Source organism: Frateuria sp. sgz306004 (genome assembly GCF_057750885.1).
On record NZ_JBYLFE010000010.1, the window covers coordinates 1 to 23079 of the forward strand.

The window sequence follows — 23079 nt, forward strand, 5'->3', positions numbered from 1 at the left end:
CGACTTCCGCCGTGCCGTCCAGCGTTTGATCTCTTCGTCCATCACGATGCTCATGGGTGTCTCCGTCTAAACGTAACACCTGAGCAGGAAATCACTGGGTCATTACAGTTGCTTCTTAGCCATCGCGTTCTCTCCTCCTGTGGTTGGTGCCTGACAACATTAAGGGCCATGCGGTTCAGACGTCGAGACCCAGCCTCAGGGGCTGGCCGTGTGTGTCCTTCAAGCAGTAAGCTGGGGCAGAACCCGGATGGGCCGAAAGCTCATCCGTCCGAGGTTGACACCTCTGTTCTCCAACGAAACAGGAGACCCATCATGGCTAACGCCGTGCAGCCGTATTCGTCCTTTTTTCAGTGCCTTTACGATCACCCGGACATGCCAGGGGATCGCTACTACGGTGCTTATTCTGTCTTCCGGGCCATCGATGCGCGTGACGTCGATCAACGGCCCACGCCCCTTCCTCGCATCCATGACTTTGCGATTATCTGGGATGATGACCATGACACTCGGATCATCCCCGTCATCGAAGAAATGCTCATGGCAGGCCTGCTGCCCGGAGTTCAGTTCCTGGGCGAACACAAAGGTTCCTTAACGATCATTCTGGCGGCTAGGACCTATTGGAATATCGATGTCGAGGCATACGCCAAGCGCGTGGAAGCCTTGACTGCCGCGGCAGGCGACTACTGGAACGTCAAAGTGGGCATGTATGACCACGGCAAGGGCAACTTGCGCCACGGGCATCAGTGCGATTTCCAAGAACTCATCGGACTGAGCGACGAGGAGGAACATGCGTTCCTCTTCACCATTGACACCATGTGGAGGCTCGGCACGAAGGAATGGACCAGCGTGGACGTTCCGGAGGAACCGGGCGCGTTTTTCACCCCAAGCAATCGGTATTCGATTCGGCGATCACGCCCCCGGTAGCCGCGTGGCGGGAGCAAGGCCACCACACCGCAACTTGATTTCTGTCAATGGGTTACGGACTGGCACCACCTGAGCCCCTTGGATCGTCAGGAGGTCGTCTCTATGTGAGCTTTGGGCCACAAGGGGTTCCCATGGGGGAGCAGTGTGCCCAGCCAAAGGCGGCTTGCATGAAGAAAGACGACATCGACGCGGTCCAGTCGAAGATCGACGCGATCGCCCACCGTAACATCCATAATCCGGACGACACTGGGGACCTCAGCAGCCCCTCGTTCCGCCGAGCCACGGACGCCAAGACCCAGGAGCAACTGGAAGAGCTGGAAGAAGACATCCAAGAGAAGTTCGTGGACGTGGCGGGGTTTGCTGACATCCGTGCCATCAACCAGGCGCGTAAGGCAGGCGTGCCCATTACCTACATCCCGGCCCAAGATCCGGCCGATGACGATGAATCGGTGATCCAGGTGACCCTCGGTGACCACGGGACCCTGACAGTGGTTGTGCAACAAGAGCTTTACCGTTGACCAAAAAGAGGCGCCCATGCGGCGCCTCTTTTCTTTCTGAGGTCAGCGCAGATTGGGCTCATCAGCAGCGCGCACGAAGGTCGTGAGCTGCCTGCGACTGACCCGCAATTACGGGTTTCCGGGCGTTCCACCACCCGGAGGAACGGCCCCCCCACTGGTCCCCGGACCGATTGCGCTAAACGGAATAAACATCGGTGATGGGTCAGGGCTCTTGTTTCCTTCCAAGAGCGTGAACCCCAACTTATCGTAAAAATTGACCGCGCCGGCGTCCGCATCCAAATAAACGCCATACGAACCCACTTGCAGTGAGGCCGTCTTTGCGACCGTCAAAGCACTCTTCATCAGTGCCAAGCCGAATTGCCGCCCCTTATAGGCATTGTCCACACCCAACATGATCAGGCGTGTGCAAGGGACCGTGTGGGGCAGCGATTTTTTCTCAACAGCAGAAAGCGAGGTGTTCGCAATGGTGTGTTGCGCAATCGTATAGAAACCAACGAAATGATCGTTGTTTGCAGAGTCCGTGAGCACATAGGCAACACTCAGACCATTGCGCACCTGTTGCTTCAAGCTTCCGGCGACAAACTTGTTGATGACCGCATGTCCGCAGTCAAACTGTTTCATTCCCTGATAGGTCTTCGCAGGGTCGAAGAGAGAGAGTTCGACTGTCACGCTGCGCGAAAAGGCAGATCAGGCAAGCTCATCAACTCTTTCATGGCCTCTGTCGGTTCCGGTCGATGGGTGAGCAACTCCACCAATGCCAACTGTCCTTGTCGAGACAGCTCAATGGCATTGTGCTCATTGAGCACCCGGCGAGCTTTCTCGATCGCTGGACCCAGCACAAATGACGTCAGGTCAAGGCCATCCAGAGCGGCCGCCTGATTAAGCAGTTCCTTCATCGCTGCCGACGTCTTGAGCTCCATACGCGCAGACCGGCTTTGAGAAGCAAGGGCATTGGATTCCATGAGAGCAACCTCCGCTCTTAAAGTGAAACGATGGATGAAGGATACGGCTATGAGCCGTATGCGTCAAGCCTGATACGGCTGATAGCCGTATAGATTAACAGCGTGATTCCTAGGGACTGTGTCGACCTCGCCTGAACGACTAGATCGCCAGGAAGCACAATATATTTCTATAAATCATTGATTTTGTGGATATTTTACGCATTCATGCCCGATCAGAAGTTGATTTGGATATGGGGAACATCTTCACCAATCAGCGCAAAGAACTGGCGCCAATCTGCAATAGCCTGCAAGAAAAGGTCGCGGGCATCCCAAGGCTGAGTTCCGACCAAGACACGCACATCCCAGCAGATGGGTCCGTTCGGACCCTCGGCCATCCATGGAATGGGGCGAACCTCAGGGGCACGCAGCTCCGGTCTTGGTCGAGACTCTGATTTCCCATGTTTGCCAGCCGTGGCCAGGGTCCGGCAAATGCTCAGGGACTCAAACCGTTCGGCCAACTCGTCGCCAAACATGCTCTGACACTTGCGCCGGTCCTTCTTCGCTATCGAAAAATCTTTCCCGGGAAAAGCTGGGGAAACCACTGCCAAATGACGGTCCCCCGCATCCATCCTTTCCTCAAAGAACCAATCATGGACGTGCCAGGCCGTCCAGGCCAGATTGATCGCCCTGTAACCGCGGGCTGCCATGTTCCGGTCCGATGCCCGGGTTTCAACAAACTCGTCCAACTCAAAACATAGTTTCCGGAACATGTCCTGCCAGGACCGGATCCCGAAGGACTGTTCACCATGAGGAACCGGCAGCAGCGGAGCCTGTTGCGATGTCATGGATCACCCACCTTGTGGTGATTATCTTTGTCTAAGCCCGGGACGATCTTTGCCAAGCCTGGCTCCACATCGAGGCCATGGGTGGCGGCCAAGATGGCGATGTAAACGCCAAACACACCCCTCATCTCACCCAGTGCCTGGTTGAACTCCCATGAGGCGTAGTGGCCATGGTCGAATGCATGCCGAACCACGGGGCCATCCTCAGGCCCAACGCTATCCAGAAACTTCCGGCAAGCCGCGCGCATGGCCCGAAGGCTTTGCGCCAGCTGTCCATCCCCCGTTAGATGCCCCAGTTCGGACGTTAGGAACTCCCTAATGCGGAGAACCGACTGGACCCCTTGTTGGGGCACCTCCATTTCCGAAGGCACGTAAAGCACCCGCCGATCTTCCAAGAAGGTCAGCACGCGCCTGGCAATCGCCCGGTCCGCCTCGGGCGGAGTCCACTGGATGCCGAACAACGGGACACTGATGCCGGTGATACGAGAACCCGCCTCACGGAACCTCATGGCCTCCCCCCTGGATGAATGAGCTGGCTTCCCCATGATGGCTGATAGCGGGCGCCGGTGACGTCCGGCGCTCGATGTCGGCCCGCCCCAAAGGGCAAGCACGGGATCTAACTTCTGCGCCGCCGGCGAGGTGGTCGCCGTTCGCTCTCCCTGGATTTCAACCGTTCCTCGAAGAGCTTGGCGAACGCGATGAAGTCCAAGCCATAGAGCCGGCACAGCTCCCGCACTTGGATCAGATCCACCCCACGCTGGCCCACCTCGATGGCCGACAGGTAGGTCTGGGGTCGTTCCAAGGCTTCGGCCACCTCCGCTTGGGACAAGCCAGCTTTGAGCCGCAAGTCTTTGAGTAGCAAAACCAGCTCGCTGTGCTCGGGTGTGTGGATGGATGCGCGTTTCATTGGCCGACCTCGATGGGCGGCCCAGACGTTATTACCCGTTCAACGTTTACTGTAAAGTCAGCATATAACCCATTAAACAGGTAATCTCTCGACCACACTCAACCAAGGGGAATCCGCAGATGAAGACCGCATGGAAGTTTGTTCTGGCGCTGTTCGTGGTGCTGCCGTTGGCCGCTTGCATGACCGTCGGCCATCCGTATGACGCCAGCAAGGTCGGGCAGTTTGTGGTGGGCCAGACGACGGTGGATCAGGCGATTGCGGCGCTGGGCCAGCCGCAGGAACGCGAAACCGAAAGCGATGGGGCTGTCCGGTTGCACTACCAATACATTCCCGACGATGCGCGCAACTACATCCCGTTCAATCCGGCCGGGGTGCACGTGCAGAACCAGGACACCTACATCTACTTCGATCGGAGCGGTCATTACGTCCGCTCGGAAACCAACCAATCCAGCACCTGAGAGGGCCGGCCTACATGAAGCGTGCCCTTTCCTTCCTCCTCGTTCTCGCCCTCGCCGCGTGCTCGAAATCACCCGGCGGTGCGGCCCCTTCCACCTCGTCTTCGTCTGACCTGCCCACGGCGGATCTCAGCACCCCGGACAGCGCTTACGTCCCGGTCACTCAGGCCCGTCAGGTCTGGGTGATGTATGACGCGCTCTCCGGTGACAAACCCTCAGACATGATGCTCTGGGCCATTGATCCTTCGCTCATGGGGGCCAATCCCTTCGAGAAGAAAGACAAGGAAGCCCGGCTCCTTCCGCAACTCAACGCGGAGATGGCGACGGCCAAGGATCACCGCTACATCGTGTGGGTAGACCACAGCGGACGCCTGGCTCCCTACAACTTCGACCACCACGCGTTTGGCTTCGCTTCGGCCCTGATGAACCCGACCGCCATGGTGACGCACGGGCAAATCGCCGGGGTCAGCCTCATCGATGTTGCTCCCACGAACACAGCAGCGTTCGAGTGGCTGCGCATGCCGGACGAAACCGAGGCCAGAGCCATCCAGGCCCGGCTTTCAGCGGGATGGATCCCCCGGGTGAAGGTCTGGGCCTATGTCCAGGGGGGCGAGAAAGTCCACGGCATCACGCAGACCCTGTGGATCCAGATCACCAAAATCCAGGTGCTCGACCCGCACGGCCAAGTGGTGTTGGAACAGAAGGCGGGAGGTTGAGCATGGGTGTTGTCCTCCAGATCGTTCGCATTGCCCTGGCCATCGTGATCGGTTTCTGCGCTGGCTGGTTTCTGTTTTTCGCGGTCCGGTTTCCTTTCCTGCCCCCCGGCTTGATGGTCCCCGGCTTCATGGTCTTCGCGTGGTTTTTGTTGCCCAGGCTCTTCCCGATCTTCAAACCCCAGCCCAAGACCGAAAACATCGGACCGGTCACGCTGTCGGTCAACGGCCAACCGTTTCACGCCACGCACCACGCCAAGAACGTCGCCATCAACTCCGTGACTGGGCAGGTCTGGGTCCGCGACACGAGGGGTCAAGCATGGCTGCTCGACCGGGAGGACATCCGCCGTTGGCAGCATGAATGGACAGATCAACCGACCGGCTACGGCAAAGTCTGGCACCAAAACAACTACCTGATTGTCACAACAAACGACCTCGATCACCCTACCCACAAGATCAAGATGGGCAACCACTTCAAGCATGAACTGACGCAGGCATGGTATGCCCGACTGACGGCGCTGATGAACCACTGACGACTGTTCCTCACGCCGGGCTTAGGTGCCCCGGGAAGTCAGGCGAACGCCGCCGATGCACTGCGAACCTCGGGGCCGCCTCCATTGGGGGCGGCCTTTTTCTTTGAACCTTGAAACAAGGGCCAGCCGAGCCCTCAGGCATCGCCTCGGTAATGTGAAGAAACAGGATTATCGGTTTGCGGACGACTCGTGAACGAGCTGCGCGCTGCGCAGCCGGTTACTTACGTTGTCCCGTGTGGGTTTGAGGTCTTCTCACTTCCACATAATAGGTAACGTAGTAGCCGGCTATGACAGCGACAGAGCAAACGGAAACTGCGGTGCCTGACCCACGAAGCGGTGGCGCGGAAACGCCACCGCTTTTTCATGAGCCGCCGGCGTGCAGTGAGCCACTGACGGAGACCCAGCACCTGGTGCTGCACCTGATCCACTTGGATCCACGCCTGGCCCTCCACCGGCACCGCGTTCGCCTGCGTCTGATTGCCCAAGCCATCAATCGTTGGTTGAGCATCCGAGACATCGGGCGGGCGCTGATGAAACTGCGGGAGCATCGCCTGCATGGCCACCTGCGCACCCGCGGCCTGGACCCCATCGACTGGGAGCGCTGGCGGTCACCCTGCGAGACTCAGGTAACCCCGGTGATCCGGGGACTGTTGAAGCGGTCGGGGTGGCAAGACGTGCCCGAGAACACGCTCGAAGCACAGACAGCCCATGTGGTGCGGCTGATTGCGACCCGGTGACGACAGACGCCGCGATACGCGGCTCCGGAGATGTCGCCAGATGCGCGAGAGATGATGAAAATTCTCTGACGATCATTACCGTTCGCCGTTATAGGCGATTCGTATAACTGAGCGATCCCGGTGCTGTTGACAAAAGTTGGGACGAGGCTTGGATGAGGGACGAGGCAATCAGCCTCACGGCCATCGCCGTTCCCCCATCCCCTCTTGGAGCCATCATGTCCCCCTCCCGCGCCGGTCGCCCTTTGCGACCCAGCCCCGCGTTGCCCCAGCCCCGCGCAACCTCGCCAGAAGCCGCCGCCCTGGCTGACCAGATCATCCAATCCATCGGTGCCGCACCACCGCCTGCAGAACGCCAGCGGTTCTATGCCACCACGGAAGATGGGCAACGCCTCATTGTCCGTTCCAACCAGCCCATTGAGGTTGCCCTGACCCAGTTGGAGGGAAAGACAACTGCTCCCATCACCGAAGTCCGCCAAGGAAGGACGGGCGCGCCGATCTTGGTGGGTGGCATGGACCGCAAGGTCCGTGAGCGACCCTCAGAGCGCCATCTGCTCGGCATCTATCCCAATGGCCTCCCGCCGATTGAGGCGGCCGACCTGCACGATCATCGAATGACGGTGGGCCCGCACTCTCGCAATGGGCGCTACACCCCGGGCATGCCACCCCAAGCTCGCCACATGCAGCAGACGCACCAAGCAGCCCATCAGGTGACGCCCTGGCAGCCATCGCATCCGACCATCAACGCCCACGCCGAACCGCTTCGGCTCTCCGATCGCCTGCCAATTTTTCTGGGGCTCTTGCAACAGCGACGGTGCAGTCGATCCATCCTGGTGAATAGCCTGTGGACCTACCGCATCTTCATGGAGCTGGTGGGTGACAAACGGTTGCAAGAAATCAATGTGACCGATGGCGATACGTTCGTGCGCGCGTTGAGCCTGTGGCCAGCGCATGCCAGCAAGCGCCGCGAGTTCCGGAACATGCAGGCACCGGAGGTCATCGCTAAGGCTCAGCGACTGCACCGCCAACCGATCAACCTGCGGACCCAGCAGAGTCACATCGACCGACTGCGGGCCCTCTTTCACTGGCTGGAAAAGCGTGGGGAAATCACCCCCGGCCTGCTCCGTGGGGTGAGGCTCTATGCTCGGGGCCAAGACTTCGGCCAACCACGTGCTCCGTTCTCGGACGATGAGGTGCTATGGATGTTCGATGTCCACCAGAAGATCGCCCACAAGACCCCTTATCAATACTGGGCCCCCATCCTCGGTCTCTATCAGGGGATGCGCGTGAACGAAATCGGGCAGCTCTATGTCGATGACGTGGTGCAAATGGGTGGGATGTGGTGCATCGACGTCACCCGTGATCGTCCAGGCCAGCGCCTGAAAAACCGAATGTCCCGCCGCCTCCTGCCCATTCACTCCAAGATCCTCGAATGCGGGTTTGTGGCGTTCGTTGAGCAAGCTCGACGCTGGAAACGGACCACCCTGTTTCCTGATGTGATCTGGGGAGCCAATGGGCCAGGCGATTGCGTGTCCGACTGGTTCAACCGGACTTTTCTTCGCAAATCGTGCGGCATCGTGCACCCGTCGCTGACGTTCCATTCCTTCCGCCACTGCTTTGCCACGCTGGGGGACCGGAGCAACGTGCGCCATGACCGGCTGGCGCTACTTCTCGGGCACAGCGCCGGCCAAAGCGTGCTGCGGGAGCACTACATCAGGAACTGTGGCCCCAGGGACCTCGATGCCGATCTCAAAGCGATCCAGTTCCCCCTGATTGAGCATGCCCCCTATGAACCGTCCAGCTTTGATCACGCCTTCGAGAAGGCCGCCCGGATCGAGCAGCAGCTGGCCAAGCTTGACGCCGTGTATGGGCCTCGGAAAGGTTGAAACAATAAAGGGCCGTGCCTGCAAGGACAGCAAGGGACGGTAGCTCCGGCATAAGATGCGCTCATGGCACAAGAAATCTTCTACCCCGACCTGAACACTTTTTGCCGGACGTATTTCATTTCAAACCGGGCGGTCACTGCCGCCGAAGGCGCCCTTTTGGTGCCCAGGTGGGAAGAACAAGAGGCGGCAGTGTTCGAACAACTCATGCTGTTCGACAAAATCTCCTTCAAGGTTTTCGGCGAGAACATCCTGGTTCCCGTTCTGATCCGAATGTTTGGTCTCAAAGGATTTGAAGCGCTCATCGAGCAGAAATCCCTTGGTTTCACACTCTGGTCCTCTGACATTACCTACCTCGTGTCAGAGGCGCCTGGTGTGGACCCACTTCAATTCATGGTCCACAACTCTGCTCCGCATGTGGATCCAGAAGCCTCGATCATGCATGGCTTTCGGTGGATGAAAGAAAAGTTGTCACTGGACGACCGAAGGCGGCTGACAAGGAAACTCCTGCCCTTTTATCGGGTCGTGCCTAAGGATCTGTCCGAACAGGCTGTCCACAACGTCCACTCGGCTTACAGGTCAGGAGCCCTAAAACTTCTTGGTATGAACACCGAACAGGACATCCGCCATCTTCCTGTGGACGCCAGGGCGACGCTGGCCAAGTGTGCCGCCGAGGTGATGGAGTATTCATACCTCCTTGGCGCCCGCATGACTTCGTTTTCCAACCCCCACTATTACGCCCTGTTCAACCATTCCGCATCCAAGGTCCAGGCAGCGGAACCAATCCAAAACAACTTCAACTCAATCGCCTCAATCGAGGGGTTCCCCGATCTGAAAGCCTTGCGGTCAGAACTCGGGATCCCGCTCTCAAAGCTGCCCCAACTGAGACAGAAAAGAAGCGCTGTCCAGTTCAGAGACTGGCTGGCCACGACCACTTACTCGGCCACAGATGCCCCCATCACGAGGGAATACATCAGCGCCATCGCTGACGCCAAAGGGTTCTTCGAAACAAAAAAGGGCAAGGTCACCAAGTCGGTGGCGATGACGGCTGTTGGAGCAGGCCTGGGGGCTTTAATTGGAGGCGGAGAAGGAGGAGCCGCGGGGGCCATCACGGGCAAGCTATTGGAGCCCGCCGCTGACTTTGCCCTGGATCTTCTCGATGAGTTTCTGATCAGCGGGCTCACCAAAGGCTGGACCCCGCGGATGTTTTTCGATGACCTGCGAAAAGCTACCGAGCCGAAGAAATAGGCTCAATTGAGCCCCTGTTTCTACTGATTGGTGGCTTCCTCGTGAAACGGGCTGGACCAAAACCCGAACCCTTGCCAAATCATGTCCAGCGCCATGCGCGCAACTTGTTCAAGTCCATCAGCGTCATCTGATTGCTCGATATAAGCAGCGGGAACAATCAGGTCATCACGATCCGCCACCTGGGGAGCATATGCCCCACCCGGCATGGCGTAGCCAGCAACATTGATCAATGCCGCACCAATCAACATCGGCCCACCCCTACCCAGGTGTCCGATCATCTTCGCCCCCTGGATGATGCCTTTATTGACTGTTCTTCCGAGTGGGGCCGGGTTGATCATTTTGGCGTTCGGATCAGGGTTTGAGAGTGCCCGCGCAAACATGGTCACTTCGATGGACCCATTACGAAAGAGCTGGGTGTATCCCATAAGCGCAATATCCGCGCTGCCGGACGTCACCTGACCAGGGTAGATAATCAAACCGTCGAAGTTGATGTCGTGCGTGTATCCGCCCTGCCATGGCCGAGGCATGTTGATCGCGGCCTGCGCGGCCTGGTTCAGATCAACAGCGGCGCCCTCTTGGTAGTAGCTCACCATTGGCACCAGATGAAGAACGACAATCGGTCCATGAGTAAGCGGTTGCCATGTGCGCCCCGCTTTGATGGCCATCACACGGTCAGCCACCCACTCACGTGCACGGGCTGTGGCAGAGGCGTTCCGATCGAAAGCGGCCCTCAACTCAGAATAGGTGTAATCGCTCACAGTGGTCCCCCTACGAACACTGAAACGTCGCCTACCCGCTTTCTTGGGTTCACCAAACCAGTGAGGTCCAGCCAGGCTGGCGGGGACGCGAACAGCAAGCACATACCCACCCGGCACCTGGATCTCCTCGAACTGCACGAAGAGCCTTGGTTCAACGTAGCTGTCCAGCACAGCATGAAGGCGACGAGATGCCTGGTCATAGTCCTCCCCCACGATGGGATGCAAGACTGGCTTGTGTGTTTTGGGGTCTTCACCCAGGCCATAAATCAACACACCGCCCGAGGCGTTCGCCATGGCCGCCACATCCTTGGCGAACTCGTCCATGGGATCAGTTTTGGTCTGTGCCTGCTGCTGATCCCTTTTCGGTAGGTCTCGCTTGTATTCAAGCTCCTGACCTTCCGGCAGCTGTGCATCAACGATTTGGCGGATATATGCCAGGTCGAGCGTTCCCGTATAGGCCATGTTCCATCCCCATTGTTTCCCGACCATGTTGCGCTTGGCTGCGGACGAAGAAAAGTTCTCACGCCCACCTCAGGGAATGATCGGTCTCCGCCGGAGTTCCAGCTTTTGATCAACCTTCGGCAAAGAGAGAGTGGCTGTCGACTCTTCCACCGGAGGCAACGGCTTCGCTGCTTCAAGCCACACACGTTCCCCCTGATCGCTGACGGAAAGTAGTTCGGTCACCAGGGTTGGGCTGAGCTGCTGGATGCCATCAAGCGCCCGCCCCAGCGCATCCTTCTGGGCAACCTCCTCGGCGGCCAACTGCGCACCGTCCTTATCCACGTCATCCAAATGCTCCATGTGCCGCAGGCGTGTCGCCTTGGTTTCTTGGACCCTGGCATCCTCACGCCCAATGGCTTCGTGTAAGGACACCCATTCCGCCGGCTTACGGCCAGCAGCCTTGGCGGCCGCCATGCGCACCGGGTGTTCCTCCTCCCATTCCAGCAAGCGCTCCCGGGCGGCGGATCGTTCTCGGCGGGCCTGATCCATCTGAAACTCGGTGTCCAGGCGAGCGGCGACAAGCCGATCTCGCTCATCAACATGGATCGTCTTGCGGTGCATCAGCCTGGCCAGCGCCAAGAGCAAGCGTTCCACCATACGGATGATGCCAATCACCTGCGCATAGACATGCAGGGCATCGGGCTCTTCCGGTAACGGCACCGCCTGACGGAAACGCCGCAGCAACGATCCAGGTGCTCCCTCAGGCAGTGAGGCGATCACCTCGGCAGAAGGCGAACCATGCTCGGAGGTGCCAGCGCCGAGCACGCCGTTTTCCTGTGCGACGGTGGCCGACTCGTCGGGCTCGACCGCCGGGCTGGCAGGTTGTTCGAGCGCGCCCTCTCGGATCACGTCTTGCACGGCCTGTGTGTGCTGCGCTTCCAAAGCATCGGCCTGAGACACGCGGAGCACTTCGCTGTCCACAACGATCTGCCCGCGGAGCTCTTCACCTTTTCTCGTCCAGAAGCCCCTGCGTTCCATCGCGGTGACGGCGGCCCCCAACGTTCGCTGAGGCTCGATGTCCAGGCCCATGCGGACGTAGCTTCGGTGATCGTAGGTGGTCGTCAGTCCAGCCGCCTGAGCACAGTGATTGGCGAGGTCAGCCCATGTCGCATTCAAGCCCTCAACAAAACCTGCCGAAGTCCGCCGGTTGGTGAGGAACGCAAACTTGGTTCCCAGCCCCCATGCAGAGCTGCCATCGGCCTGACCGATCTCTTCCAGGGCGCGGGTGGGGAAATACAGGTGAGCGTGATAGCCCCTCTTTGCCTCAGGTTTCGGGAAGCCCAAGGCGGTCTTGGCTCCATCACGATGCAGCCCGATCGAGACGGGTGTGTGCAGCTGGTTGACGATTTGACGAGCCATGGCAATGGCCATTTGCCGGGCTTCTTCCAGCCCCACACCAAGGGGAATAGGAACCCGGTAATCCCGGGCAAGCTGGGCATCTTTTCGTTTCTCCGCTGCCTCTACCGCATTCCAAAGCGTCTGCGGGTCTGTTGCCCATGCCGGGGCGCCATCGGGAACGATGGTCAACGCATCGGCGATGTGATCCCCCATGCGGCGTTGCCGGAAGTCGTGCCATTTCTTGGCGCGTTCATCGTAGAGGCGCAGACCGAGGCGATAGGCAACGCCAGCGATGGCGCTGTGGCCGTCCGAACGGCCATGTGTTGAAAGATGTGGGCGCGCATGCAGTGTCATCGAAGTCCTTTTTCTAGGGGGTCTGGGCGATCATCCTGATCAGGGATGGGCTGAGCACCCGTTGCTGTGTTCTCAGCACATCGAGACATGCAAGCAAAGAACAGGAGCGCGTCAAGGACCAACGGCCAGCAAAATCTTGCATCTGTGACGGCTAACTTTATGGTTGCGAGATCCGTTCAACGCCGTGGCTCTTGATGGTTAGCCCTTGCTCTCGGGGTTGCCTTGCTCTGAGCGTCCTGTTGGCACAACAGTTAAGACGCGCCTTGGTTTTGCAGTTAGCGTCTTGCTCTTGACCGAGGCTTTGATGCCACGTTTTAGGTGCGCCAGGAGGCCACCTTGACGGCTGGCCGCTTTGGGCTAGGTTTCCGGCAAAACGGAGCCCGATATGCAGACCTCGCCATACCAAACCAGTCCCCATGAGCCAACCAAGAAGCAGCTTTGGCTGGCTGCATTCACGTCACTTCTGTGCCGCCTGGCGCCAGAGGACGCGATCAAAGAGGCGGATCGAGCGCTCGAACTCTGTGACGAGCGCTGGCGTGATCCGAAGTGGGTCGAAACATGGCAATACGCCCACAACTACCCCCTTGGGTTCGTGTTTTCAAAATCTCCCGGCGAAAACACTCCCGGTCCAACCTGAAAGGATTAGCCTCCTTTCATTCCCCTCCGGACCTCCCGCCCCGCCGAGAAACCGGCTGGCTTGTCTTCCATCGCATGCTCTTGGGCCAGTTCTGGCTTGACCAGCCTGAAAGTCTTCGCGCCATTTAGCTGCTCTGACAAAGCAATGGCCGCCTGCCTACTGGTCACGCTATAGCAGACGTTCAATGGCCCCATGACCCAAAAAGTGGGCTCCCAAAACACCTCATTCCCATCGTCGTCGTAGTCAATGAGCACTTCGACGTATGGGAAATGGTCACCGTCCGAGGCGGCAAGTTGAACCCAATATCTCCGGGGCTCGGGCTGCGCTTGCTTCGGCCAATTTCTGTTGAAGGTATCGGCCTGACTGAACGCATCGCTCCTGCTTTCTGCTTCGAACTCTTCGCCGGTATCTGCATCAAGGACAAAGTAGGTTTCTCGGAAGTCATACGGGGACACTTTGGCTATGGGCTTCCACCGCCCATTGATTGTTTCGGTCTGGTAAGCATTACCAAGCGCAATCTCTCGCACCAACGTCGTCACTGTCATACATCCTCCCAATACGTGTAGGTCATCAGTGAGGGGGACCTGAGGCCGCCCGATCGCACAGCTTCAAGCGGTGCCGTCAACGCTGTCCATCCACACCACGCATGCCGCCACAGCCGAGAACCGGGCCCCAACGTCCTCTTTGGACATGGCTGTCAGTCTGTCTTCCTGAGCTTGGATGACATCCTCACCCTTGTCGTCAACACCGAGCACGTCTTCGATGCACCCTTGCGACCAGGCCCAAATGCCGTGGGCCACCAGCGCATCATGAACCTCACCAGCAACCAGGGCGCCTTCTTCGTCGGAAGCCATCGCCGACCAAACCTGAGCTGCGGTGAACTCCGCCGACTTGGCCGGAAGGCCGTTGTCACCCAGACGAAAGCCGAGATCACCTTGCAGCCGTTGAAGCACCGCCTTGGCCTTGGCGATGTCCGCTCCATCCTTGTCGAGCAGCGCGCCCGCTCCCTTGCGGGCGTCCACAAAGGCAAAGTCCAGGTCAACGATGGCACCGCACCTGATCCCCATGGCCTTTAAGACGGCCATGCCTTTGATGATATTGGCGGCCCCACCCAGAGAGACAAGGCAGACGTGATCGAGCTCGGGCCTTTTTCCCCTCAGCCTCTCGTAGATCAAGGGAAGCAACCGTTGATCGGTCTTCCCCTCACACAGGACCACCTTGTCAGAGAAATAGATGTCAGCAACATTGCCGAGCGTGAAAAGGGTGCGTGCCTGATCGGGTCCGGCCTCAACCGCCTGCACCACCGCTTCCCGGAGAGGCCGCTTGACCGCTGTTCCGGCCTGATTGCGATGAACAATAACGGTGTCCGGTGCATTGTCCCGGCTGATCATCAACGGCGAATGCGTGGCAAAGATCACCTGGAAACCACCGGCCGACAGAGTTTTCAGGGCTTCTCGAACCGTTCGGACAGCCTGCGGATGCAAGAAGAGTTCCGGCTCATCAATGAGCAGCACGCGCCGGGCGATGCCTCGGGCTTGTCCGTGCCGCATGTCCGCAAGCAACCGGATCAAAGCCATCTGAATGGCGCGTTGGGCTCCCGTGCCCATCTGGTCAAACCGGCGTCGCTCGCCGCTGACCGCGTCCGTTACATACAGATCCCCCGTCTTGAAAAACTCCTTGATCTCGACCTCAGGCACATCCATGCCCAGCGAGAGGCCCGGGAACAGCTCGGACAACGCATTGGTCGCATCGGCATCGAACTGGGTGAGCAAGCGGGAACGTTGCGCCCCGTCTACGCCCAAGACATTCCGCACGGCATCAAGGGCGTTTCGGATCTCAGCGTGGGCTTCCAGCACGGGCGCCATGATTTCATCGAGCAGCCCACGGATCGTGCTGCCAGCCTTGCCTTTGCCCAAGTCTTCCTCCACGTCGTCCATCGCAACGACGTGCAGGGCTTCTGGCAGGAGTGCGCGCACCGCATCGGGGAGGCCGGTGGGATAGTTGCGCCACCCCGTGGGCACACCCAGCTCATCCAAAGGATCAGCGGGCTGCCATACCTCCTGCTTGGGCTTGGCGCCGGCAGCCACAATACGGATCCAGAGGCGACCATCAACACAGTAAGGCTCGATCGCCGCCCGATGGTTCTGGGCCGGGATCAGTCCGATCAGTTCCGGCGTGATGCCCTGGATGCAGGCAGCGATGATCACTGGCTGCTGGGGATCAGTGGCGTCCGTCTTGGCCAAGGTCTTGGCTGACAGGACGAGTTTGATGGCCTCCAAGATCGTAGATTTTCCGGTGTTGTTTTGACCTACCAAGGGCGTGTAGTCCCCCAGTGTCAAAAGCACGCGCCTGCATGCTCGAAAATTTTCGATGTAGATGTGACTGAGCCCGTGCATTCCATCCCCCGGATTAACTGTCCCAAAGAACCTTGCGCATTGATGCAAGCCTTAATGCCCAGCGCAGACCTGGCACCACGATTTCGCGCATCTCCCGCGGGCCATATTCACCGGAATAAATTTCGACATGCTCCTCGTCCAAGTCATGCCCAACAAAAGCGCAGCGCCACTCCAAGGGGACCTTGGCTGACTTCATCGCCTGGATCGCGGTCTTGCGCAGGGAATGGAACCCATACTTACCCTTCTCAGGTCTGAGAATGCCTACGGCTTCGATGTGACGCCCGTATGCCTTAGAGAGCCAATCACCCTGACCATTGACCGACCCAATCTTAATCTTCGGGAACAACCGCTTTTCGCCCTGTTTTCTGAGCTTCTCCACGCGCTTCATCAAGCCCAAGGTGATGAGATCCGGATGGACGGGGATCGTGCGCAAGCTGGGCTCATTCTTGACGCTCTGGCCTTCCCCCTCATCGGTGATCGTGATGCAGGGCACCCCATCCACCGTGGTGAAATCCACCAGCGCGAGCTGGCCAATTTCAGAAACGCGGGCCCCCGTATAGAGCCCGATCACTGCACCCCAGCGCGCCCCTTCACTCAGATTGGCCAATGCCTCCGGGGTATAAAGCGCCTGGACTTGTTCCAGGGTGAAAGCTTTGAAGCCAAACGCCCGGCGTTTCTTTTTTTCCTGCTTGCGGTAGACGACATGCCCGGCCGCAGGGTTCTCGTCTTTGGGGAACTTCGGATAAGCACCCGCGGAGACAGCCCAGTTGAAAAAGCCTCGGACATAAGAGGCTTTGTTGATCAGGGTTGGGGTCTGCAGCCCGCTCGTGCGGAGCGTTTCGATCCAGGCGGAAACATCCTCGCGCCGCACCTCGTGCAGCATCTTCGAGATGCCCACATACCGGGCAAAACCCATCACAGCCGCTGTTTTGATCACCAGCGTCTTTGGCAACGTGTCAGCCTGGATGCTTTTCAGCCAGGCATCAGCGGCCTTGCCGATCGCACGCGGGCGAGCGGGAGCAGGAGGCATGGAAGAAGCCGCTGAGTTAGACAGCGACTGGGCCAAAGAGGCGCCCAATGTTTCCATCGCACCGGCCAGGGATTGCATGTCCGGAGGCGATGCCTGGGTGGCATGGGGGACGGACGGTGCCTGGGTGAGCCAAGCCGGGGGTTTCTTGGCTTCGCGGATCGCCTCAATCAGCCGTTCGTGGTCCGCCTCATCGGTGGCCTCGAACCGCATGGAACCATCCGGGCGGATCTCACAGCCGTAATCAACCAGCTCCTCCCCAGAGCCCGTTTGCAGAACGACTGAACGCTTCCGAGCCGGTTGCTCCGGCAGATCCTTGGCGCGTCGTTCCTTGACCATCGAGATCCCCTCATCCCGTGCGCTGGCGAAAATCTGAGCATAACGCGCACCGAGGATGTAAGCCCACCACCGGGCCAGCTTGGGATCTCGGGTGCGGAGGGATCGCTTGATGATCCGCACCCCTAGGAGGCCTTGAAGGTCTCGGGGGACCACCAGACGGAAGTGGAAAACGCCCGAGGCGTGACGCAAAAGATGGTGTGCAAGCCGCATGGTTGTTGACCAACCGACTTGACCAAGCGCCATTTCTCTCAGTTCACAAAAAAGCCCTTAAAAAAGGGCTTTTCGTGAAATCTGGCGGAGAGAGTGGGATTCGAACCCACGGTAGGCTTACACCTACGGCAGTTTTCAAGACTGCTGCCTTAAACCACTCGGCCATCTCTCCGATTTGTCTGCGCATCTGGCGCGCTATGCGCGCCGCACGGCAGTTTGACTCCGGGCATCCTGCCCTTCGCCCCTTCGGGGCCATCGACTCGCGTCGATGTTCGCTACGGCGTCCTGCCTTCGCGTCAAGACGGCTGCCTTAAACCACTCGGCCATCTCTCCAATTTGTCTGCGCATCAGGCGCTCAATACACGCCCCTGCGGCAGGGGTCACATGCTATCAGGAATGAGGGGCGCTGCCCTGCCCTTTTTTCGATAGCGCGATCATGGCCCACAGCATGATGCCTACCGGAATGGCTGCGCCAAGCAGGGGTAGCAGCAAGATCGGTTGGCGTACCACCATGGGCACGAGCTGCGTGGCGGCTGCGAAAGCGATCACCCAGAGGCGTGCGGCGCGGCTGCGGCGGGCGAACCAGAAGGCACCCAGCACCAGAACGGTGGCGATGATGGAGAGCACCAGGTCCACCGTGGGTATCTCGAACATGCTGACCAGCCCCAGGCGGGTCAGCAGTTCCGTGGCTAGGATGGCCAGCAACGTGTAGCTGGCGGTGAGCTCCACCTTGTCCCAGCGTGCGCTGCTCATGCGGCGTGCCTCAGGCAATGGCGCCCAGGCCACGCATGTAGGGACGCAGCACTTCGGGCACGGTGATGGAGCCATCGGCGTTCTGGTAGTTCTCCATCACGGCCACCAGGGTGCGGCCCACGGCTAGACCCGAGCCGTTCAAGGTGTGCACCAGCTCCGGTTTGCCGGTGGCGGGGTTGCGCCAGCGGGCCTGCATGCGGCGCGCCTGGAAATCGCCGCAGTTGGAGCAGGAGGAAATTTCGCGATAGGTGTTCTGGCTGGGCAGCCACACTTCCAGGTCGTAGGTCTTGATGGCCGCGAAGCCCATGTCGCCGCTGCACAGCAGCACCTTGCGATACGGCAGGCCCAGCAGCTGCAACACCTTTTCGGCATGGCTCACCATTTCTTCCAGCTGCGCGTGCGATTGCTCGGCGCTAGCGATCTGCACCATCTCCACCTTTTCGAACTGGTGCTGACGGATCATGCCGCGCGTGTCGCGCCCATAGCTGCCGGCCTCGGCGCGGAAGCACATGGAGTGCGCGGTGAGGCGCATGGGCAACTCATCCGCTTCGACAATGCTGTCCGAGACCAGGTTGGTCAGCGCCACTTCCGCGGTGGGGATGAGGTAGCGCTTGCTGTCGCCCACCTGGGTGGAGAACAGGTCTTCCTCGAACTTGGGCAGCTGGCCGGTGCCCTGCATGGTGTCGCCGTTGACGATCAGCGGCACGTTGCATTCCAGGTAGCCGTGCTCACCGGTGTGCAGATTGAGCATGAACTGGGCGAGCGAGCGATGCAGGTGCGCCAGTTGGCCGCGCAGCACGGTGAAGCGCGCACCGGAGAGCTTGGCGCCGGCATCGGCGTCCAGCCAGCCGTGGCGGGCACCCAGATCCACGTGATCCTTCACCTCGAAGTCGAACGCGCGCGGAGTGCCCCAGCGCAGCTGTTCGGCGTTTTGGGTTTCGTCCTTGCCCAGCGGCACGGACTCATGCGGAATGTTGGGAATGCCCAGCGAAATCGCGGCAAGCTGCGCCTGCACGTCGGCCAGGGCGGCCTCATTGGCCTTGAGCTTGTCGCCGATGCCGGACACTTCGGCCATCAGCGGGGCGACGTCTTCGCCCTTGGCCTTGGCCTGGCCGATGGCCTTGGATCGCGTGTTGCGCAGGTTCTGCAGCTCCTGCGTCTCCGTGGACAGCTGCTTGCGCTGGGCTTCGAGCGCCTCGATGGAGGCCACGTCGAGTTCGTAGCCACGGGTTTCCTTGAGGCGCGCGGCGGTTTCGGCCAGGCGCGAGCGCAGCAGTGCGGGGTCCAGCATGATCGATCCAGGTGATTGACTTGGAACGCCGGATTATCGCCGTGGCGGCACCTGGGCGGCAATGCTCGGTGTTCGGATGCAGGCCAGTAGCGCCCCGCCCCGTTCCGGCGCAGCGGAACGAGGCGCCAGCCACGCGCCGTTGGACCCTCAGCGGGTGCGCCGGCCGTTTCGCCCCAACCACCATGCCATGACCGCACCGGCCAGCAACCAGCCGACCACCTGCTCCACCAGGGCGGCGAGCGTGAACCCGGTGGGGAAGCGATACCAGTTCCAGTACGGCACCATGGTGCTGAGCCAGGCGAATACAGCGGCGGCCAGGGCAATGCTGAGCCGCGTGGCGAAGCTGAAGGCCGCCAGGCCCATCACGAAGGCCAGGGCCAGAGCGGAGAGCGTGTCGGAGGCCCATTGCCGCGGCAGCTGGCGACTCATGTCGGTGAGGTCCTCGCCTTGCGGCAAGTAGACCACCCAGGCATAGGCCGACGCCTTGGACTTGGCGGCGTAGGCGTCGCGGGTGGGCTTGTCGCCCATCTTGGCGGGGTCGATCGAGGGCAGGATGAACACGCCCGGCTGCTCGCCCAGGCCAGGGTGCAGCGCGGCGAGCATAGTGTCCTCCGCCACGGGCTGGCGGATGTCGACGTTGCCCAATCCCAGCGCCATGTGGGCCACCGCACCCCACAGGAACATCACGATACCGCCCAACAGTGCTGCCACGAGTACGCGCATGACGGCGATCTCCAGCGTGTCCGGTGCGATCAATCTATGCCCGGACCCCTTGGGCGGCAAGCGTCAACGGCGGCGGGCGCGCGCCTCCTGGCGCATCTCGCGCAGGCTCAACAGCTTCTCGCGAAGCTTCAGCTCCAGGCCGCGCTCCACGGGTTCGTAGAACACCGTGCCCTCCAGCGCATCGGGCAGGCATTGCTGGTCGAGCGCGATACCGCCTTCGGCATCGTGGTCGTATTGATACCCCTGGCCGTAACCCAGGCCCTTCATGAGCTTGGTGGGCGCGTTGCGCAGGTGCATGGGCACCTCCAGGGTGCCGGTGCTGCGCACCACCTCGCGAGCCTTGTTGTAAGCGGTGTAGGCCGCATTGCTCTTGGGCGCGATGGCCAGCCAGATCGCCAGTTGGGCCAGGCCCAGCTCGCCCTCGGGGCTGCCCAGGCGCTCGAAGGTGTCCCACGCATCCAGAGCCATGCGCCACGCGCGCGGCTCGGCCAGGCCGACGTCTTCCACGGCCATGCGGGTAAGCCGGCGGGCGAGGTAAAGCGGGTCCACGCCCCCATCGAGCATGCGGCACAGCCAGTACACGGCGGCGTCCGGGTCGGAGGAGCGCACGGATTTATGCAGCGCGGAAATCTGGTCGTAGAACTGTTCGCCGCCCTTGTCGAAGCGACGCGTGCGATCGGCCAGCACCTGGGTGAGCGTGGCATCGTCGATGCGGTGGTCTTGCGCCAGTTCGGCGGCGATTTCCAGCAAGGTCAGCGCCCGGCGCACATCGCCATCCGCCGCCTGGGCGATCAGGCGCAGCGCGTCGTCGGCTACTTCAAGTTCCAGCGTGCCAAGGCCACGCTCGCTGTCCTCCAGCGCACGACGCAGCGCTACCACGACGTCATCGACCGTTACCGACTCGAGCACGTGCACGCGACAGCGCGACAGCAAGGCGGAGTTGAGTTCGAACGAGGGGTTTTCCGTGGTGGCGCCCACGAAGATGATCACGCCGCGCTCGATATGCGGCAGAAAGGCATCCTGCTGGGCTTTATTGAAGCGGTGCACTTCGTCCACGAACAAGACGGTGCGACGGCCACGGGCGAAATTCGCCTCGGCCTCGGCCAGCGCCTTGCGCACCTCCGGCAAGCCCGAGAGCACGGCGGAGATGGCTCGAAAATCGGCGTCCGCGTAGCGCGCTACCAGCAAGGCCAGGGTGGTCTTGCCGCAACCCGGTGGACCCCATAGCACCATGGAGTGCACGCGGCCGGCTTCCAGCGCCCGGCGCAGTGCCTTGCCCGGCGCCAGCACGCGCTGCTGGCCGACGATTTCATCCAGACTGCGCGGCCGCATGCGCTCGGCCAGGGGTTTGAGGTCGTCGGGTTCGCCGAACAGGCCCGGCGCGTCGTACATATCGCTGCGTGACATACCTCGCATGATAGGGCATCGGGCCCACGCGCTGGCGGCCACCGCCGTTTTAGCCGCCGAGATCTGGCAAGCGCACGCCGCCTGGCCCGGGCGCATCCTCGTCGTCGGGATCGTGGCGATGCCACAGGGCATGCGCATCGACCTGCACCCGGGTGACCGCCTCCAGCGCATCGATGGCGGCCTGGCGCTCGGCCAGCACCGCCTCCTGCTCCACCCGCCGCGCCGCCAACAATTCGGCCATGCCGCTCTCGCCCAGGGCGTAGGCACGGGCGGCTTTGCTGGCGTGCTCGCGGGCGGCGTCGCGGGCGTCGCGCTGGCGTTGCCAGATGTCGCGCTGCGCCCGCGCCAGGGCCACCTCGGCGCGGGCCTGGCGCCCGATGTCCCGCTGCACCACGGCCAGCGAGGCTTCCGCTGCCAGCGCATCGGCGGCGGCGGATGCGGCTTCGGCACCGCGGTAACGGCTACCCAGCGGAATGCCGAGCACCACGCCATAGGCACGCTCCCGGCCATTGCGATCGTTGAGCATGCGGATGCCGATGGACGGGTCAGGCACGCGGTCGGCGCGGGCGCGGCGTGCTTCCGCGTCCTTTTGTCTAGCCAGGGCCGCCGTAGCGCTTATTTCGTGGCTGCGGGCAACGATCTGGGCTACCCAGGCATCGTCGCCACCTTGCAGCGCGGGAGGCACGTAGTCGCCAACGGGCTCGCGCTTCGGCAAAGGCAAGCTGGCGAACATGCTTTCCCAGGCCAGCTCGGCCTGGGTCTGCGCCGACTGCGCGCGTGCCAGCGCGGCTTGCGCCTGCGCCAGCGCGGTATCGGCAGCCAGGCGTTCGCGCGCGGCTGCATCGCCCAACGCAACGCGCCGCGCCACGGCATCGCGATCGCTCTGGGCAATCGTCACCCGTTGCTCGATCTGCTGACGCTCCACGCGGGCGCGCTGCCAATCGGACCAGTACGCCAATAGCTGTCGAGCCGCTGCGTGGTGCGCGTCTTCCAGGCCCAGCCGAGCGGCTTGCTGGCCTTGGGCGCCGATCTCGCGATCCAGGCGCGCCTTGTTGGGCAGGCGCACCGAACGGGTCAGGTCGAGCTCCCATTCGTTGTAGTTGCGATCGCCGGATACGCGCCGCTGCTGCGGAATGAGTGTGAGCTGGCTTTCGTAGCTGCCGGCGGCACGCATGCGCGCCTGGGCATCGGCCCGCGCGGCGCCGGCTTCCGCACCGCGCACTTCCGGCGTTTGCTCGACGGCGCGCAATACCAGTTCGGCCGGCGGCAACATGGGGTCGCTCGCTTCCACCGCCCACGCGGGCGCGCACAGCATGCCCAGCAGATAACACCAGCGCTTCATGGCAGCCTCCCCATGCGCTCCACTGGCTCCACCCACCACACCACGTCGCTGCGCGGCAGTTGGATGTCCAAATGGGTAACGACGCGATCGACGCTTTCCTCGGGAAGCACCAGCCAAAGCAGCACGCGATCGATCCGGCCGCGCACGCACTCGGCCGTGCTGGCGCCCTCGAAACCTTGTCCATGCCCAGCCACCGGTGCGCTGGTAAAGCCCGGCAAGGCCGGCTGCATATCCAGCAGGATCGATACCAAGGCTTCTTCCAGATGGCGCGGCGCCACCAGCGTGAGTCGTTTCAAAGCATTGTGCAT

Annotated in this window: 25 protein-coding genes and 1 tRNA gene; 9 read left to right on the top strand and 17 right to left on the bottom strand. The window is 61.0% G+C overall.

The features are described 5' to 3' along the window. Positions 1–312 precede the first annotated feature (312 nt). Together AC3G2C_RS18115 and AC3G2C_RS18120 are read left to right on the top strand one after the other, a co-directional pair. The gene (locus AC3G2C_RS18115; protein WP_488386029.1) at positions 313–921 is read left to right on the top strand and encodes a hypothetical protein; all 609 of its coding nucleotides are present in this window, start codon (positions 313–315) and stop codon (positions 919–921) included. A 167-nt stretch (positions 922–1088) separates the two neighbouring features. Then, positions 1089–1439: a hypothetical protein gene (locus AC3G2C_RS18120; protein WP_488386030.1), complete on the top strand. Its 351-nt coding sequence runs from the start codon at positions 1089–1091 to the stop codon at positions 1437–1439. 108 nt (positions 1440–1547) lie between these two features. Here AC3G2C_RS18120 and AC3G2C_RS18125 read toward each other — a convergent pair whose 3' ends face one another. The 5 genes from AC3G2C_RS18125 to AC3G2C_RS18145 all read right to left on the bottom strand — a co-directional run bounded on the left by AC3G2C_RS18125 (position 1548) and on the right by AC3G2C_RS18145 (position 4129). Beyond that, complete coding sequence (locus AC3G2C_RS18125; protein ID WP_488386031.1) at positions 1548–2060, bottom strand: GNAT family N-acetyltransferase; 513 nt, start codon at positions 2058–2060, stop codon at positions 1548–1550. Between the two features lie 44 nt (positions 2061–2104). Next, positions 2105–2401: a type II toxin-antitoxin system TacA family antitoxin gene (locus AC3G2C_RS18130; protein WP_488386032.1), complete on the bottom strand. Its 297-nt coding sequence runs from the start codon at positions 2399–2401 to the stop codon at positions 2105–2107. Between the two features lie 212 nt (positions 2402–2613). Next, entirely contained in the window at positions 2614–3225 is a 612-nt protein-coding gene (locus AC3G2C_RS18135) for a hypothetical protein (RefSeq protein WP_488386033.1), read from the bottom strand. Beyond that, on the bottom strand, positions 3222–3731 hold the full coding sequence (locus AC3G2C_RS18140) for a DUF6650 family protein (protein WP_488386034.1): 510 nt from the start codon (positions 3729–3731) through the stop codon (positions 3222–3224). Before AC3G2C_RS18140 ends, AC3G2C_RS18135 begins: the two co-directional genes overlap by 4 nt. Positions 3732–3838: 107 nt before the next feature. Next, entirely contained in the window at positions 3839–4129 is a 291-nt protein-coding gene (locus tag AC3G2C_RS18145) for a helix-turn-helix domain-containing protein (protein WP_488386035.1), read from the bottom strand. Between the two features lie 119 nt (positions 4130–4248). Between AC3G2C_RS18145 and AC3G2C_RS18150 the strand changes: the two genes are divergently transcribed. The 6 genes from AC3G2C_RS18150 to AC3G2C_RS18175 all read left to right on the top strand — a co-directional run bounded on the left by AC3G2C_RS18150 (position 4249) and on the right by AC3G2C_RS18175 (position 9695). Next, positions 4249–4587: a hypothetical protein gene (locus tag AC3G2C_RS18150; RefSeq protein ID WP_488386036.1), complete on the top strand. Its 339-nt coding sequence runs from the start codon at positions 4249–4251 to the stop codon at positions 4585–4587. Positions 4588–4601: 14 nt separating this feature from the next. After that, positions 4602–5300 carry a hypothetical protein gene (locus tag AC3G2C_RS18155; protein WP_488386037.1) on the top strand — a complete coding sequence of 233 codons (699 nt, stop codon included), beginning with the start codon at positions 4602–4604 and terminating at the stop codon, positions 5298–5300. A 2-nt stretch (positions 5301–5302) separates the two neighbouring features. Then, positions 5303–5830 (top strand): hypothetical protein, encoded by a 528-nt coding sequence (locus AC3G2C_RS18160; protein WP_488386038.1) that lies wholly within the window; start codon positions 5303–5305, stop codon positions 5828–5830. A gap of 410 nt (positions 5831–6240) precedes the next feature. Beyond that, entirely contained in the window at positions 6241–6567 is a 327-nt protein-coding gene (locus AC3G2C_RS18165) for a hypothetical protein (RefSeq protein ID WP_488386039.1), read from the top strand. A 215-nt stretch (positions 6568–6782) separates the two neighbouring features. After that, positions 6783–8450 (top strand): site-specific integrase, encoded by a 1668-nt coding sequence (locus AC3G2C_RS18170; RefSeq protein ID WP_488386040.1) that lies wholly within the window; start codon positions 6783–6785, stop codon positions 8448–8450. 63 nt (positions 8451–8513) lie between these two features. Further along, on the top strand, positions 8514–9695 hold the full coding sequence (locus AC3G2C_RS18175) for a hypothetical protein (RefSeq protein WP_488386041.1): 1182 nt from the start codon (positions 8514–8516) through the stop codon (positions 9693–9695). A gap of 20 nt (positions 9696–9715) precedes the next feature. On the opposite strand, the gene AC3G2C_RS18180 is transcribed toward AC3G2C_RS18175, so the two are convergent. Next, the gene (locus AC3G2C_RS18180; RefSeq protein WP_488386042.1) at positions 9716–10915 is read right to left on the bottom strand and encodes an AlbA family DNA-binding domain-containing protein; all 1200 of its coding nucleotides are present in this window, start codon (positions 10913–10915) and stop codon (positions 9716–9718) included. Positions 10916–10984: 69 nt separating this feature from the next. Then, complete coding sequence (locus AC3G2C_RS18185; protein ID WP_488386043.1) at positions 10985–12646, bottom strand: MobA/MobL family protein; 1662 nt, start codon at positions 12644–12646, stop codon at positions 10985–10987. Positions 12647–13031: 385 nt separating this feature from the next. Here AC3G2C_RS18185 and AC3G2C_RS18190 point away from each other — a divergent pair, with 385 nt between their 5' ends. Continuing rightward, positions 13032–13283, top strand: coding sequence for a hypothetical protein (locus AC3G2C_RS18190; protein WP_488386044.1), 252 nt, complete (start codon positions 13032–13034; stop codon positions 13281–13283). Positions 13284–13288: 5 nt separating this feature from the next. On the opposite strand, the gene AC3G2C_RS18195 is transcribed toward AC3G2C_RS18190, so the two are convergent. The 10 genes from AC3G2C_RS18195 to AC3G2C_RS18240 all read right to left on the bottom strand — a co-directional run bounded on the left by AC3G2C_RS18195 (position 13289) and on the right by AC3G2C_RS18240 (position 23079). Continuing rightward, positions 13289–13828 (bottom strand): hypothetical protein, encoded by a 540-nt coding sequence (locus AC3G2C_RS18195; RefSeq protein WP_488386045.1) that lies wholly within the window; start codon positions 13826–13828, stop codon positions 13289–13291. 63 nt (positions 13829–13891) lie between these two features. Next, complete coding sequence (locus AC3G2C_RS18200) at positions 13892–15679, bottom strand: ATP-dependent nuclease (RefSeq protein ID WP_488386046.1); 1788 nt, start codon at positions 15677–15679, stop codon at positions 13892–13894. A 13-nt stretch (positions 15680–15692) separates the two neighbouring features. Then, positions 15693–17288: a DUF6538 domain-containing protein gene (locus tag AC3G2C_RS18205; protein WP_488386047.1), complete on the bottom strand. Its 1596-nt coding sequence runs from the start codon at positions 17286–17288 to the stop codon at positions 15693–15695. A gap of 49 nt (positions 17289–17337) precedes the next feature. After that, positions 17338–17427 (bottom strand) — tRNA-Ser (locus tag AC3G2C_RS18210). Positions 17428–17645: 218 nt separating this feature from the next. Further along, positions 17646–18008, bottom strand: coding sequence for an LrgA (locus AC3G2C_RS18215; protein WP_488386048.1), 363 nt, complete (start codon positions 18006–18008; stop codon positions 17646–17648). 10 nt (positions 18009–18018) lie between these two features. Continuing rightward, positions 18019–19299 (bottom strand): serine--tRNA ligase, encoded by a 1281-nt coding sequence (gene serS, locus AC3G2C_RS18220; protein ID WP_488386049.1) that lies wholly within the window; start codon positions 19297–19299, stop codon positions 18019–18021. 147 nt (positions 19300–19446) lie between these two features. Further along, the gene (locus AC3G2C_RS18225) at positions 19447–20022 is read right to left on the bottom strand and encodes a hypothetical protein (RefSeq protein ID WP_488386050.1); all 576 of its coding nucleotides are present in this window, start codon (positions 20020–20022) and stop codon (positions 19447–19449) included. Between the two features lie 63 nt (positions 20023–20085). Next, positions 20086–21438 carry a replication-associated recombination protein A gene (locus AC3G2C_RS18230; protein WP_488386051.1) on the bottom strand — a complete coding sequence of 451 codons (1353 nt, stop codon included), beginning with the start codon at positions 21436–21438 and terminating at the stop codon, positions 20086–20088. A 40-nt stretch (positions 21439–21478) separates the two neighbouring features. After that, positions 21479–22771 (bottom strand): TolC family protein, encoded by a 1293-nt coding sequence (locus tag AC3G2C_RS18235; protein WP_488386052.1) that lies wholly within the window; start codon positions 22769–22771, stop codon positions 21479–21481. Continuing rightward, positions 22768–23079 (bottom strand): DUF3240 family protein, encoded by a 312-nt coding sequence (locus tag AC3G2C_RS18240; RefSeq protein ID WP_488386053.1) that lies wholly within the window; start codon positions 23077–23079, stop codon positions 22768–22770. Before AC3G2C_RS18240 ends, AC3G2C_RS18235 begins: the two co-directional genes overlap by 4 nt.

Bases quoted from the DNA above. Each gene is read 5' to 3' on its own strand.
- AC3G2C_RS18115 (WP_488386029.1), top strand. From the start codon at position 313: ATGGCTAACGCCGTGCAGCCGTATTCGTCCTTTTTTCAGTGCCTTTAC.
- AC3G2C_RS18120 (WP_488386030.1), top strand. From the start codon at position 1,089: ATGAAGAAAGACGACATCGACGCGGTCCAGTCGAAGATCGACGCGATC.
- AC3G2C_RS18125 (WP_488386031.1), bottom strand. From the start codon at position 2,060: ATGAAACAGTTTGACTGCGGACATGCGGTCATCAACAAGTTTGTCGCC.
- AC3G2C_RS18130 (WP_488386032.1), bottom strand. From the start codon at position 2,401: ATGGAATCCAATGCCCTTGCTTCTCAAAGCCGGTCTGCGCGTATGGAG.
- AC3G2C_RS18135 (WP_488386033.1), bottom strand. From the start codon at position 3,225: ATGACATCGCAACAGGCTCCGCTGCTGCCGGTTCCTCATGGTGAACAG.
- AC3G2C_RS18140 (WP_488386034.1), bottom strand. From the start codon at position 3,731: ATGAGGTTCCGTGAGGCGGGTTCTCGTATCACCGGCATCAGTGTCCCG.
- AC3G2C_RS18145 (WP_488386035.1), bottom strand. From the start codon at position 4,129: ATGAAACGCGCATCCATCCACACACCCGAGCACAGCGAGCTGGTTTTG.
- AC3G2C_RS18150 (WP_488386036.1), top strand. From the start codon at position 4,249: ATGAAGACCGCATGGAAGTTTGTTCTGGCGCTGTTCGTGGTGCTGCCG.
- AC3G2C_RS18155 (WP_488386037.1), top strand. From the start codon at position 4,602: ATGAAGCGTGCCCTTTCCTTCCTCCTCGTTCTCGCCCTCGCCGCGTGC.
- AC3G2C_RS18160 (WP_488386038.1), top strand. From the start codon at position 5,303: ATGGGTGTTGTCCTCCAGATCGTTCGCATTGCCCTGGCCATCGTGATC.
- AC3G2C_RS18170 (WP_488386040.1), top strand. From the start codon at position 6,783: ATGTCCCCCTCCCGCGCCGGTCGCCCTTTGCGACCCAGCCCCGCGTTG.
- AC3G2C_RS18175 (WP_488386041.1), top strand. From the start codon at position 8,514: ATGGCACAAGAAATCTTCTACCCCGACCTGAACACTTTTTGCCGGACG.
- AC3G2C_RS18180 (WP_488386042.1), bottom strand. From the start codon at position 10,915: ATGGCCTATACGGGAACGCTCGACCTGGCATATATCCGCCAAATCGTT.
- AC3G2C_RS18185 (WP_488386043.1), bottom strand. From the start codon at position 12,646: ATGACACTGCATGCGCGCCCACATCTTTCAACACATGGCCGTTCGGAC.
- AC3G2C_RS18190 (WP_488386044.1), top strand. From the start codon at position 13,032: ATGCAGACCTCGCCATACCAAACCAGTCCCCATGAGCCAACCAAGAAG.
- AC3G2C_RS18195 (WP_488386045.1), bottom strand. From the start codon at position 13,828: ATGACAGTGACGACGTTGGTGCGAGAGATTGCGCTTGGTAATGCTTAC.
- AC3G2C_RS18200 (WP_488386046.1), bottom strand. From the start codon at position 15,679: ATGCACGGGCTCAGTCACATCTACATCGAAAATTTTCGAGCATGCAGG.
- AC3G2C_RS18205 (WP_488386047.1), bottom strand. From the start codon at position 17,288: ATGGCGCTTGGTCAAGTCGGTTGGTCAACAACCATGCGGCTTGCACAC.
- AC3G2C_RS18215 (WP_488386048.1), bottom strand. From the start codon at position 18,008: ATGAGCAGCGCACGCTGGGACAAGGTGGAGCTCACCGCCAGCTACACG.
- serS (WP_488386049.1), bottom strand. From the start codon at position 19,299: ATGCTGGACCCCGCACTGCTGCGCTCGCGCCTGGCCGAAACCGCCGCG.
- AC3G2C_RS18225 (WP_488386050.1), bottom strand. From the start codon at position 20,022: ATGCGCGTACTCGTGGCAGCACTGTTGGGCGGTATCGTGATGTTCCTG.
- AC3G2C_RS18230 (WP_488386051.1), bottom strand. From the start codon at position 21,438: ATGCGAGGTATGTCACGCAGCGATATGTACGACGCGCCGGGCCTGTTC.
- AC3G2C_RS18235 (WP_488386052.1), bottom strand. From the start codon at position 22,771: ATGAAGCGCTGGTGTTATCTGCTGGGCATGCTGTGCGCGCCCGCGTGG.
- AC3G2C_RS18240 (WP_488386053.1), bottom strand. From the start codon at position 23,079: ATGCACAATGCTTTGAAACGACTCACGCTGGTGGCGCCGCGCCATCTG.